The organism is Amycolatopsis sp. NPDC047767 (assembly GCF_040704195.1).
Taxonomy (GTDB): Bacteria; Actinomycetota; Actinomycetes; order Mycobacteriales; family Pseudonocardiaceae; genus Amycolatopsis.
The window spans coordinates 39,321-51,072 of the sequence record NZ_JBEYSJ010000054.1 but is presented as its reverse complement, the minus strand read 5'-3'; the positions used below and the strand labels follow the sequence as shown (position 1 = coordinate 51,072).

Genomic DNA, 11,752 nt, shown 5'->3' with positions numbered 1-11,752 from the left:
CCGGTTGACGTGGGTCCTAGACAAGCCACACCTCAACCGGAGGTTCTCCCCACGTCAACCAGAACCTTCCGCTACCAACGTCCTGGCCAAATACAACTAGGTCCGTTCTCCCGTCCCGGAAGGTGAAGGCATGTGCCAGCTGTGTGGTTCCGAACCGCGGGAAAGCTCCGCGGTCTCGAGGCGGACGTTGTTCGCCGCGGCGGCCGGGCTGGCCGTGACGCCGATGATGCTCGGGACGCCCGCGGAAGCCGCGACCCACGCGGACGCCGAGGCCGACCTGATCCTCCACAATGGACACGTCGTGACCGCGGCGCTGCACGGGCGCACCACGCAGGCGATCGCGATCCGCGGGGGCCGGGTGCTCGCGGCCGGCCCGTCGGACCGGATCCGGCGCCTGGGCGGGCGGCACACGCGGACCGTGGACCTCAAAGGTCGCGCGGTGGTGCCGGGGCTGATCGACAGCCACCTGCACCAGTTCACCTCGGCGCTCGACCGGCCCAACGTGTCGCTGCTGGAAGCGCGCAGCATCGCCGACGTCGTCGCGGCCATCGGCACCCGGGTCGCCGCGAGCGCAGCCGGCGCGTGGGTGCAGGCGCGGTCGGGCTGGCACGAGAGCCTGCTCGCCGAAGGCCGGCTGCCCGCGCGGGCCGAGCTCGACCCGGTGTCGCCCGAGAACCCGGTGTTCATCCCGCGCGGCGGCCACGTCGCCACCGTGAACAGCAAAGCGCTGGAACTCGCCGGCATCACGCGTGACACCCCCGATCCGACGGGCGGCGTCATCGTCCGCGACGCGAACGGCGAGCCCACGGGCGTGCTGCTGGAACGCGCGCGTTCGCTCGTGACGCCCGTGTTGCCGGCCCCGCCGTCCGCCGACCAGCAGCGCCGGCAGTTGCGCGACCAGATGGCCGAGCACAACGCGCTGGGCATCACCGGCGTCACCGAGCCGGGGCTGGACCCTTCGCAGATCGAGATCTACACACGCCTGTGGCACGACGGCGAGATGACCACGCGCGCGCACCTGCTGTGGCGGATTGCCGCGCTCGCGGACGTCGACGCGGCCGTGGCGGCCTTCAAGCCGCGCACCGGCGACGACATGCTCCGCTTCGACGGCCTCAAGTACCTCTCCGACGGCGGCGTCGAAGGCGGCTTCCTGCGCGACCCGTACCAGCTGGTGCCCGGCGAGCAGACCAGCCCGGACTACCACGGCGTGCAGCTGCTTCCGCCCGGCGGCCGGGACGAGCTGACCGAGATGTACCGCCGCGCCGCGCGCCACGGCTTCCAGGTGCAGACCCATGTCGTCGGCGACGCGGCGATGGACTTCATCGTCGACGTCCTCGCCACCGTGCACCGCGACACGTCGCTCGCGCACCTGCGCTGGGTCCTGATGCACCTGTTCCTGCCCAGCGGCCCGAACCTCGCGCACATGCGGAAGATGGGCCTGCTCGCGAGCGTGCAGGACCACCCCGTGCTGCTCGGCGCCAACCAGGTCACGTGGTGGGGCGCCGAACGCGGCTCCCGCGCCGTGCCCATCCGCGACATCCTCGACGCGGGCCTGCTCGCCGGCGGCGGCACCGACGCCCCGGTGGTCCCGCCCAGCCCCCTGTGGTCACTCGGCTGGATGGTCACCCGCGAGACCCTCAAGGGCGACGTCCTCGGGCCCGAACAGGCCATCACCGCCCGCGAGGCCCTGCACCTCTACACCCTCGGCAGCGCGCAGACGCAGTTCGCCGAGCACACCCTCGGCACTCTCGACCCCGGCAAACTCGCCGACCTCGTCGTCCTCGACGCCGACCCCCTGACCACCGACCCCGGCGCGATCAAGGACCTGGGCGTGACCATGACCGTCGTCGGCGGGCGGGTGGTGCACGAAACCTGAGGACCACGTGACAGCGCGGGCCCGGCCGACCGGCCGAGCCCGCGCGGAGAACTCAGCGCCAGCCGAGCTCGGGAGCCACGTGCGTCAGGATGCTCTCCAGCACGTGGGCGTTGTACTCCACCCCGAGCTGGTTCGGGATCGTCAGCAGCAGGGTGTCGGCGGCCTCGACGGCCTCGTCCTCCTTGAGCTGCCGCACGAGCTCGTCGGGCTCGGCCGCGTAGGAGCGGCCGAAGATCGCGCGCGTGTTCTCGTCGATCATGCCGACCTGGTCGCGCGAGTTGCGGTCGCGGCCGAAGTAGGCGCGGTCGAGGTCGTTGGTGAGGGCGAAGATGCTGCGGCTGACCGACACGCGTGGTTCGCGCTCGTGGCCGGCCTCCTTCCACGCCTCGCGGTAGGCCTCGATCTGCTTGCGCTGCTGGACGTGCAGGGGCTCGCCCGTCTCGTCGTCCTTGAGGGTGGAGCTCTGCAGGTTCATGCCGAGCTTCGCGGCCCACACGCCGGTCGCGTTGGAGCCGGAGCCCCACCAGATGCGCTCGCGCAGGCCGGGCGAGTGCGGTTCGACGCGCAGCAGGCCGGGCGGGTTGGCGAACATCGGGCGCGGGTTCGGCTGGGCGAAGCCTTCGCCCTCGATGACCTTCAGGAAGACCTCGGCGTGCTGGCGGGCCATGTCCGCGTCGGTCTCGCCCTCGGCGGGGGCGAAGCCGAAGTAGCGCCAGCCGTCGATCACCTGCTCGGGGGATCCCCGGCTGATGCCGAGCTGAAGCCTGCCGCTGGAGATGAGGTCGGCCGCGCCGGCGTCCTCCGCCATGTACAGCGGGTTCTCGTAACGCATGTCGATCACGCCGGTGCCGATCTCGACCTTCGAGGTGCGGGCGCCGATGGCCGAGAGCAGCGGAAACGGGCTGCCGGCCTGCCGCGCGAAGTGGTGCACGCGGAAGTAGGCGCCGTCCACACCGAGCTCCTCGGCCGCCACCGCCAGGTCGATGGACTGGTGCAGGAAGTCCTTCGCCGACCGGGTCTCGGAGTGCGGGGTGTCCGACCAGTGGCCGAACGAGAGGAAACCAATCTTCTTCACGCCCGTGGAAGCGTACGCGGGCCTCGATTGATTCCCGCACGCGGTGCGGCTCACGTCCTCGCCGCGGGTCGCCCCGGCCGGTAACCTGAACCCGGAACGCACACTGGGGGTGTCCGTCGTAGATCCGCTCTCCTCCGCACTGGTGGCCACGCTGGGTGCCACCTTCTCCGCGCTCTACCAGTGGGCGGTCGAGCGCGGCGCCGACAAGCTCACGGCCGGCCGCCGGGCGCGCGCCCTCGGCGATCCCCACCGGCAGCTGGTCGCGGCCGAAGAGGACCTGGCCGAGCTGCGGCGGGTCGAGTTCCCGGCCGTGCCCGACGGCGACTGGCAGGCCGCGCTCGACGCGGTGGCGGTCGCCCTCGACGCCGCCGACGTGGGCGGGCTCGTGCGCACCAACCCCGCCGTGCTCGTCGACGAAGACCGCCTGCGGGCCCGCGTCCGCGCCGCCGGCGGCCCCGCGCTCGACGCCGCCGCCCTGGGCTCCGACGGCACCGCGGCGTTCCACCGCCTGATCGACGAGTGCTGCCGGCGCGTCGCCCGCCGCGCGCGGGCCGTCGACGAGGTGATGCGCGCCGTGCAGGCCGGGATGGCCGGCGACGTGCTGAAGATCCGCCGCGCCGTCGCCGACCTGCAGGGCCAGGAGGACCGGCGCACCCGCGACCGCGCCGAAGCCTTCGAGCAGCACTACCTGTCCTACCTCGCGACGGACTACGCCACGTTCGAGCTGTTCCAGGTCGGCCACGGGCGCGCCCCCGTGCGCCACTCGTTCTCGCAGTACTACGCGGCGCCGTCGGTCACCCGCCAGGGCGGGACGGCCGCGGGCTCGGCGCTGACCGGCGCGGGCACTAACACCGCCCACGCGCTGGCCGCCGAACGCCGGGTCCTGCTGGTCGGCGGCGCGGGGGCGGGGAAGACGACGCTGCTGCAGTGGCTGGCCTACACGGCGGCCACCGCCGAGTTCACCGGCGACGGCGAAAGCGAAGACCCCTGGCGCGGCGTCGTGCCGTTTTTCGTGCCGCTGCGCGAGTTCGCCGACCGCGGCCTACCGCAGCCCGAAGACCTCGTGCGCGTCACGGCCCCTGCGCTGGCCGGCGAGAAACCCGCCCGGTGGGTCAGCGAGCTGCTGCGGTCCGGCCGCGCGATGGTGCTCGTCGACGGCGTGGACGAGGTCCTGCAGCCGCGCCGGGAGGAGGTGCGCCGCTGGCTCGAAGGCCTGCTGCGCGGTTACCCCGAAGCGCGCTACGTCGTGAGTACCCGCCCCGCCGTCGTCGACCCGGGGTGGCCGATCGCCGGCGAGCCCTTCCCCGCGTATGAGCTGCTTCCGCTGAGCGGGCGGGGCATGCGGGAGCTCATCGGCAACTGGTTCAGCGCCGCCCGGGCGATGGAGCACGACGAGCTGCAGCGCTCCTGGCTCGCCGGCTGCGAGCAACGCCTCGGAGACGCGCTCGCGACCCGCCCGGACGTGCGCGGGCTGGTCTCGAGCCCGCTGCTGTGCTCCCTGCTGTGCGCGCTCTACCGGCGGGAGAACATGTACCTCCCGCAGAGCCGCAAGGACCTGCTCGACAAGGCGCTGAAGCTGCTGCTCGGCGAGTGGGACACCCGGCGCGGGGTGCAGGTCGAGGACGAGCTGAAGATGTCGGACAAGGAGAAGATCATCCTCCGGAGCGGTTCGCCGCGCCGATGGTCCGCAACGCCGAGCTGCTCGTACACCCCGAAGACGCGCGCAAGCGCTTCGGCCGCGCCATGTCCGGGCTGCGCTCGCAGGGCATCGAGCCCGACCTGGTGCTGCGGCACCTGCTGGAGCGCAGCGGCGTGCTGCGGCAGAACCACGTCGACGGGCGGATCGCGTTCGTGCACCGCACGTTCCGCGACTTCCTCGCGGCGGGCGAGTTCGTGAAGTCCGGCGAGCTCGGCTACCTCGTGGAGCACGCGCACGACGACGCGCTCAACGAGGTCGTGTTCATGGTCGCCGCCCAGGCCCGCGCCCGGGAGGCCGGCGACCTGCTGGCCCGGCTGTTGGAACGGGCGCGCAAGCGAGGCAACCGCGAAGTGGCCGACCGGCTGTCGCTGCTGGCCGCGGCGGCGATGAGCTAGGTCGACGTGATCGAGCCCGAGCAGGTGCGCACCGACGTGCTGGCCGCCGTGCGCGGGCTCATCCCGCCGGCCGGGTTCGACCAGGCGGAGCTACTGGCCAAGGCCGGCTCGTTCGTGATCGACCTGCTCCCCGGGCCGGCCGAGATCACCCGGCACGCGAGCACCGACGCGGATCTGGTGGCCGCGCGGGTGATCCGCACGCTCGCGCTGATCGGCGGCGAGGAGTCGTTCGAGAAGATCCAGGCGTTCAGCCGCACGCACCGGGGCTCGGTGATCGACGAGCTGCTGCGGGCATGGCGCCACAACGAGTACTCCGAGGAGTACGCCGCCACCTTGCTGTCCACTGTGGACTTCGGCGACTTCGTGCTGGAGGTGCACCGCTGGGACGTGCTGCGCCGGCTGCGCCACCTGCACACGCTCACGGCCATCCAGCTCGTCGGCGACGTGACGCTCGACGACCCGGCCCTCGGGCTGCACCCGCTCACCCGGCTGCCCGCCCTGCGCCACCTCGAGATCAAGTCCAACGACGTCGTGCACGACCTCGAAGGGCTCGTCGCGTGCCGCGCGCTGCGTTCGCTGTGGATCACCGGGTTCGGCAGCGCGCTGACCGACCTGTCGGCGCTGTCGCGCATGCACCTCACCGACCTGCGGCTGCACGCCGGCACCCTCGACGCGATCAAGGCGCTGGCGTCGGTCGAGGGCACTTACCTGCCGCGGTTGTCGGTGCGCCACCGCAAGCTCGTCGACGGCCTGGACGTGCTGCCCGAGGGCCTGCGCGTCGGCGAGCTCGTGGTCGACATGGGCGCGGACCAACGTGACCTGACCGGCATCACCCGCCTCGCCGGCGTGCACACCGTCGCCGCGGCCGGCATTCCCTCCGTCGCGGAGGTCGACGAGCTGGCCGCGCTGCCGGAGCTGCGCGCCCTCGTCCTCACCGCCGCGACCCCGGCGCGGGACCTCGTGCGCCTTCGCCGGCTCGGCGCGCTGCGCATCGAGCTGTCGGGCCTCGCCCCGGCCGACGAGCGGGCGGCGCACGAAGCGCTGCCGGAAGCCGACCTCGTGCTGCACCTCGACCGGGCGGCGAGCATCACCGAACGCTGAAGGTCGCGCTGTGTCACCATCGAACGGTGGAAGCACCCTCGTCCTGGTCCACAGAGGACGTCGCCGCGCCCGATGCGTTCGGGTACTGGTCCGACGTCATCTGCGACACCCTCGTGCAGGTCGCGGCCCGCGCGACCGGCGAGGCGCCGTTCACGGGCCGGCTCTCGCACGCCACCGTCGACGGCGTCGGGCTGTCGACGGTCGCGTCCGGCCCGCAGGAAGTGGCGCGCACGAAGCGGCTGATCGCCCGCGACCCGGACGAGTACCTGCTGGTCAACGTGCAAACGGGCGGGCGCTCCCTGGCGCAGCAGGACGGCCGGACGGCCACGCTGGAGCCGGGCACGATGACGGTGCTGGACAGCACGCGGCCCTACCGGCTGGAGTTCGCCGGCGCGTTCTCCCAGGTCATCCTGCGGGTGCCGCGGACGCTGCTGCCCGCCCGGGTCGCGGCGGGCGGCACGGCCGTCGAGCTGGACGGGCGCGGGCCCGGCGGGCTCGTCGCCGAGTTCCTGGCCGGCCTGGCCCGGCAGCAGCGCGAAGAACCGGAGGTGGCCGCCGCCTTGCTGCCGCACGCGATCGGCCTGCTGGAAACGGCCCTCGGCTGGGCCGCCCGCGGCACCACCCCGACGTCGGCTTCGCTGTCGCGGCAACGGATCCACCGGTTCGTCCGGCAGCACCTGGCCGACCCGGCGCTCGACGCCGGCGCAGTGGCCGCGGGGTGCGGACTCTCGCGCCGGTCGGTGTTCCGGGCGCTGGCCGACGACGGCGAGCCGCTCACCGCGTTGATCCGCCGCCTGCGCGTGGCCCGCGCCCGGCGGCTGCTGCGGGACCGGCCGGACCTGCCGCTGGCCGCGATCGCCGCGCAGTCCGGCTTCGGCGGCGCGGCCCAGCTGCACCGGGCGTTCCGCGCCGTCGAGGGCACGACACCGGGGACCTACCGGGCGAACCGGCCCTGAGGCTCAGCCCATCAGCTCGCGCACGATCTCCAGGAACCGGGGCGGCGGCGGGGGCTGCGGGCTCTCGACGAACGCGCCGGCCGCCACGTCGTAGCGCGGGCCGGATGCCGGGTCGTACACGTGGTAGCCGTCTTCGCGCAGCTGGGCGACGTTGCGCTGCACCGCGGCCTTCGCCCACATCTCCCCCGTCATCACCGGGAAGAACGCGACGGGGTGCGTGGTCGCCAGCACGGTCGTGGCCAGCATGTTCGGCGCGGCACCGGCGGCGACCGTCGAGAGCGTGTGCGCGCTGGCCGGGAGGATCACCGTGAGGTCGTGCCCGGCCGCGAGCGTCGCGTGGTTCTCGGCCGGCCACGTCGCCGCGTCCTCGCCGGTCACCACGCGGTCGGCGAACAGGCCGACGGTGTGCGCGGGCAGGAAAGTCGCGGCGGTGTGCGTCATGAGCACGGTGATCGGGCCGCGCAGGACCGTCCGCAGCGCGCCGAGGTACATCGGCAGCGTCGCGACCGCGGCCGAACCGGTCGCCCCGACGAGCAGGCGGCCTTCGAAAGTGTTGTCCATGCGACCACCATGGCCCATCGGCGCGGTTCGGGCGTGACCGAGTGTGCCCGGACGAGTGACGCCTCGCGCCAGTCAGCCCTCCCGTGCCGGCGATCCCGGCAGGGGCTTGCGCGCCGACTCCCGCATGAAGAACACGCAGATGCCGCCGATCACGCCGGCGATCATCAGGTAGTACGCCGGCCAGTTGAGGTCTCCCGTGCCCGAGACGAGCGCGCTCATCACCGTCGCCGTGGTGCCGCCGAACAGGGACACCGAAAGGTTGAACGCGATCGACAGCCCGCCGGCGCGGACGTTCGTCGGGAACAGCGCCGGCAGCGTCGACGGCAGGATCGCCGAGAACAGCACCAGCACGAGTCCCATCACCAGCAGGCCGAAGAACGTCGAGGTGCTGCCGCCCGCGCGGACCAGCAGCACGGCGGGCAGCGACAGCACCACGAGCCCGAGGCAGCCGGCCAGGATCACCGGCCGCCGGCCCACCTTGTCCGAGAGCCGCCCGACGAACGTGATCACCACCATCAGCAGCACGAGCACCACGATCTGCAGGATCTCCGACGCCGTCTTGCCGACGCCGGTGTGCTGCTCGGGCAGCGTTTCCGTCAGGTAGGTCGGCATGTAGCTGGTGAGCATGTAGTTCGCGACGTTCCACGTCAGCACGAGCCCGGCGCACAGCAGCATCGCGGGCCAGTACTTCGTGAACACCGCGCGCAGCTCGCCACCCAGCGACTGCACGCGCTCGTTCTGCTTCTCGTTCTCCTGCAGCTGCGCGAACGCGGGCGACTCCTCCAGCCGTTGCCGCAGGTACAGCCCGACGGCGCCGAGCGGCAGCGCGAGCAGGAACGGGATGCGCCACCCCCACGTGAGCAACGCCTGGTCGGACAGGACCGCGCTGAGCACGGTCGCGATCGTGGCGCCGAACGCGTAACCGGTCAGCGTGCCGAACTCCAGCCAGCTGCCGAAGAACCCGCGCCGGCGGTCCGGCGCGTACTCGGCGATGAACGTCATGGCGTTGCCGTACTCGCCACCGGTCGAGATGCCCTGCACCAGCCGGGCGAGCAGAACGAGCAGGGGCGCGGCGAGGCCGATGGCGCCGTAGCTCGGGATCACGCCGAGGGCGAACGTGCCCAGCGCCATGAGGATGACCGTGAGCGAGAGGACCTTCTTCCGCCCGATCCGGTCCCCCAGCGGCCCGAAGATCAGCCCGCCGAACGGGCGGATCAGGAACGAGACCGCGAACACCCCGAACGTCGCGATCTGCCCGGCCGAAGCCGGCAGGTCCGTGAAGAACACCTTCTGGATGGTCGTCGCCAGGTACCCGTAGACGCCGAAGTCGTACCACTCGGTGATGTTGCCGATCGCGGCCGCGCCGACCGCCCGGTTGATCACCGCGGGCTCGACGACCTGGACGTCGCCGGCCTTGCCCTCCACCATGGATCCACCTTCCGGCCGCCCTCCGTTCAGCGGCCGCGTACGAGTGTCTCCCGGATCGGCGAGGTCTGCCGGTTCACGGCGCATTGCCCTGGTGGGACACGGGTTTCCCACGGTTTCGGCCCGCCGGCACGAGGCGAGAAACGGCACGACGACGACCAGGGCGTGTCCGACAACATCGTGGTCCAGACCATCGGGCGCTACGGCTCAGTCGGCGATGTGGCCGACGACCTGGGGGATTTCGAACAGGTTGCCGGTGTCCCCGGTGTGCAGGAACGCCACGTTGCTGCCGGCGGGGATCCGCCCGCCGCGGGCGTGGTCGAGCAATCCCGCGAGCCCCTTGCCGGTGTAGACGGGGCCGACGAAGACGCCCTCCGCTCGGGCCAGCTCGCGGATGGCCGCGGTGCTTTCGGGGGACGCGACGGCGTACTCCTCGCCGATGAAGCGCTGGTCGATGTCGATCTCGGCGCGGATCGTCGCGTCGTCGGGAACGGGCGCGCCCAAGGTGGCCAGAACCGCCTTGGTCCGTTCGACGATCACGCCGGGGTTCACCCGGTCTTCGTCGTTGACCCTCTGGATGGAGATCGACCGGAACTTCACCGGGTGGCCGAGGCTCAGCTTGGCGGCCAGCATCCCCGGCAACGCGGTCCCGGTACCGATCGTGTGGTAGACGAAGTCGAGCTCGACCCCCGCGGCGCCGGACTGTTCGAGCATCTCCCGGAAGGTCAAGGCGTGCGCGATGAAGCCGTCGGGGTGTGCCCCGCCGGTTCCGACGACGAGAACCTTGTGCCCCTGCGCCTCGAGTTCGGCCTTGCGCACCGCGATGGCGTCGGTGATCCGCGCGGCCTCCTTCGGCGAGTGCCATTCGTTGCCGGTGACGTTGATGACGTGGGTTTCAACTCCCATCGTCTTGTTGAGCAGGTAGTTGCCGCGGAACTCGCGCAGTTCACCCTGCCGGGACACGTTCCGCGTCAGGACCAGGATCGGCGTGATTTTTGCGCTCAGGCAGGCGGCGGCGAACTGAAGCCCCGAGTTGGTCAGGTACGCGCCCTGGGTGATCACGTGCGTCACCCCGTCTTCGAGGGCGCGCCCGAGAATGAACTCGGCCAGGCGCAGCTTGCTTCCGCTGATCGCGCTGGGGCCGGCCAGGTCCTCGCGTTTCAGGAAGAAGTTGATGCCGTACGCCGCGGACAGGTTGGGCAAGGCGTGGAACGGAGTGGGGTAGAACCCGACGCGGCGTCGGGGGAGCTTGTCGATGGTGGTGTCGAAGTGCGTGAAATCCATGCGTCCAGCGTCAACCACGACTGGGGATTAGCACAAACGATGATATCTGTTCGGCCGATAAGCTACTCTTATTTTCATGTCTTGGCTGTTCGATCCGCGGCATCTGGTGACCCTGGCGACCGTCGTGCGGCTCGGCTCGTTCGCGGCGGCCGCCGACGAGCTGGGCTACACCCAGTCCGCGGTCTCGCAGCAGGTCGCGGAACTGGAACGACGGATCGGTGCGCGAGTCGTGGTCCGGCGTCCCGTCCGGGCGACCGAGGCCGGGAAAGTCCTGCTCGATACCGAGGCCGCCATCAGCGCGTCGATGAGCCACGCTGCCACCGAACTCGCGGCGCTGGCGGAGGGAACGGTCGGCGAGGTGCGGCTCGGCGCGTTCATCTCCGCGGCCGCCTCGATCGTCCCTCCCGCGCTCGCCCGCCTGCGTGCGAGCCGTCCGGCGGTGCACATCACGCTCCGCGAACTCGAGCAGCGCGAAACGCACGCGCTGCTGTTCCGGGGTGAGATCGACCTGGCCATCACCTTCGACTACGAGCACGCGCCCGAGCCGGCGCCGGCCGGGCTCAGGCAGGAGCACCTCGTGGACGATCCGATCATGGTCGTCCTTCCCGCCGGTCATCCCCTGGCCGGAGCCGACCGGGTCACCCCGGCCGACCTGCCGTCGGACGCGTGGATCAACACCGCGGTCGACTTCCGCGACCTGGCAACGTCACCCGTCGCCGGCGCCCGGGGAAGCGGACACCGGCTGGACTTCGACGGCATGGACTTCCGGACCGCGCTCAATCTCGTGGCGGCAGGCCTCGGCGTCGCGCTGCTGCCGCGGTTGTTGCTGCTGGACGCTCCCCCTAGCGTGGTGGCACTCCCGATGCGGCAGCCCACCCTCGTCCGTCGCCTCTACACCTGCCGGCTCGACACCCGGGGAGTGACCGCGCCGATCAGACGGCTCGAGGCGTACTTGCGGGAAGCCGCAACCGAACTCTGAACAGGTGGCCGTCGTCCACGGCGGTCGTCCTGCACGCCCGGCCAGCGGTCAGCGCACGCGTGCCGGACGCAGCCACTCCACGTCCAGGATCCACCGCTTCCCGCACTGGCGCAGCCGGCCGGAGGCGATCACCGGGCGCAGGATGCTGGCCCGGGTCAGCGCGGTGTGGTCCGTGGGGAACTCGAGCGCGACGCAGTCCCCCGAGCCGTCGAGGACGACGGCCAGGTCGAGCCGCCCGTCTTGCGCCGCGCGGACCTCGAGCACCCCCGTGACCACCACCCGCAGGCCGGCCCGTGAGCCGATCGTGCCGGTCACCCCTTCACTCCTCCCCGACTGCTCCCTGGTCCGCCAGGGTGCCCCGGCACGGGCCGCGGTCGCATCGGTAGGAGCCCGGGCGTGCG

11 protein-coding genes are annotated in these 11,752 nt (G+C 71.9%); 6 read left to right on the top strand and 5 right to left on the bottom strand.

What is annotated here, in order from left to right:
- The first annotated feature begins 130 nt into the window (after positions 1-130).
- On the top strand, positions 131-1,876 hold the full coding sequence (locus AB0878_RS46905) for an amidohydrolase (RefSeq protein ID WP_366589542.1): 1,746 nt from the start codon (positions 131-133) through the stop codon (positions 1,874-1,876).
- Positions 1,877-1,928: 52 nt separating this feature from the next.
- On the opposite strand, the gene AB0878_RS46900 is transcribed toward AB0878_RS46905, so the two are convergent.
- Positions 1,929-2,951, bottom strand: coding sequence for an LLM class flavin-dependent oxidoreductase (locus AB0878_RS46900; protein ID WP_366589539.1), 1,023 nt, complete (start codon positions 2,949-2,951; stop codon positions 1,929-1,931).
- A 109-nt stretch (positions 2,952-3,060) separates the two neighbouring features.
- Here AB0878_RS46900 and AB0878_RS46895 point away from each other — a divergent pair, with 109 nt between their 5' ends.
- The 4 genes from AB0878_RS46895 to AB0878_RS46880 are packed head-to-tail and all read left to right on the top strand — an operon-like array spanning position 3,061 to position 7,102.
- A complete protein-coding gene (locus AB0878_RS46895) occupies positions 3,061-4,848 on the top strand; it encodes an NACHT domain-containing protein (protein WP_366589537.1) in 1,788 nt (595 codons plus the stop codon).
- Positions 4,803-5,045, top strand: a complete 243-nt coding sequence (locus AB0878_RS46890; RefSeq protein WP_366589535.1) for a hypothetical protein — start codon at positions 4,803-4,805, stop codon at positions 5,043-5,045. The genes AB0878_RS46895 and AB0878_RS46890 overlap by 46 nt, the downstream gene beginning before the upstream one ends.
- 6 nt (positions 5,046-5,051) lie before the next feature.
- Positions 5,052-6,146 (top strand): hypothetical protein, encoded by a 1,095-nt coding sequence (locus AB0878_RS46885; protein WP_366589533.1) that lies wholly within the window; start codon positions 5,052-5,054, stop codon positions 6,144-6,146.
- Positions 6,147-6,172: 26 nt separating this feature from the next.
- Positions 6,173-7,102, top strand: coding sequence for a helix-turn-helix domain-containing protein (locus tag AB0878_RS46880; protein ID WP_366589531.1), 930 nt, complete (start codon positions 6,173-6,175; stop codon positions 7,100-7,102).
- Between the two features lie 3 nt (positions 7,103-7,105).
- On the opposite strand, the gene AB0878_RS46875 is transcribed toward AB0878_RS46880, so the two are convergent.
- The 3 genes from AB0878_RS46875 to AB0878_RS46865 form a co-directional block, all read right to left on the bottom strand.
- Positions 7,106-7,663 (bottom strand): flavoprotein, encoded by a 558-nt coding sequence (locus AB0878_RS46875; RefSeq protein WP_366589529.1) that lies wholly within the window; start codon positions 7,661-7,663, stop codon positions 7,106-7,108.
- Between the two features lie 72 nt (positions 7,664-7,735).
- The gene (locus tag AB0878_RS46870) at positions 7,736-9,091 is read right to left on the bottom strand and encodes an MFS transporter (protein ID WP_366589527.1); all 1,356 of its coding nucleotides are present in this window, start codon (positions 9,089-9,091) and stop codon (positions 7,736-7,738) included.
- 204 nt (positions 9,092-9,295) lie between these two features.
- Positions 9,296-10,372 carry a pyridoxal-phosphate dependent enzyme gene (locus tag AB0878_RS46865; RefSeq protein WP_366589525.1) on the bottom strand — a complete coding sequence of 359 codons (1,077 nt, stop codon included), beginning with the start codon at positions 10,370-10,372 and terminating at the stop codon, positions 9,296-9,298.
- A gap of 76 nt (positions 10,373-10,448) precedes the next feature.
- On the opposite strand from AB0878_RS46865, the gene AB0878_RS46860 reads away from it, so the two are divergent.
- The gene (locus tag AB0878_RS46860) at positions 10,449-11,351 is read left to right on the top strand and encodes a LysR family transcriptional regulator (protein WP_366589522.1); all 903 of its coding nucleotides are present in this window, start codon (positions 10,449-10,451) and stop codon (positions 11,349-11,351) included.
- Between the two features lie 48 nt (positions 11,352-11,399).
- Here AB0878_RS46860 and AB0878_RS46855 read toward each other — a convergent pair whose 3' ends face one another.
- Positions 11,400-11,666 carry a hypothetical protein gene (locus tag AB0878_RS46855; RefSeq protein WP_366589520.1) on the bottom strand — a complete coding sequence of 89 codons (267 nt, stop codon included), beginning with the start codon at positions 11,664-11,666 and terminating at the stop codon, positions 11,400-11,402.
- Between the last annotated feature and the right edge of the window lie 86 nt (positions 11,667-11,752).

Excerpts from the sequence above, each read along its gene's own strand:
- AB0878_RS46905 (WP_366589542.1), top strand. The coding sequence starts at position 131 with ATGTGCCAGCTGTGTGGTTCCGAACCGCGGGAAAGCTCCGCGGTCTCG.
- AB0878_RS46875 (WP_366589529.1), bottom strand. The coding sequence starts at position 7,663 with ATGGACAACACTTTCGAAGGCCGCCTGCTCGTCGGGGCGACCGGTTCG.
- AB0878_RS46870 (WP_366589527.1), bottom strand. The coding sequence starts at position 9,091 with ATGGTGGAGGGCAAGGCCGGCGACGTCCAGGTCGTCGAGCCCGCGGTG.
- AB0878_RS46865 (WP_366589525.1), bottom strand. The coding sequence starts at position 10,372 with ATGGATTTCACGCACTTCGACACCACCATCGACAAGCTCCCCCGACGC.
- AB0878_RS46860 (WP_366589522.1), top strand. The coding sequence starts at position 10,449 with ATGTCTTGGCTGTTCGATCCGCGGCATCTGGTGACCCTGGCGACCGTC.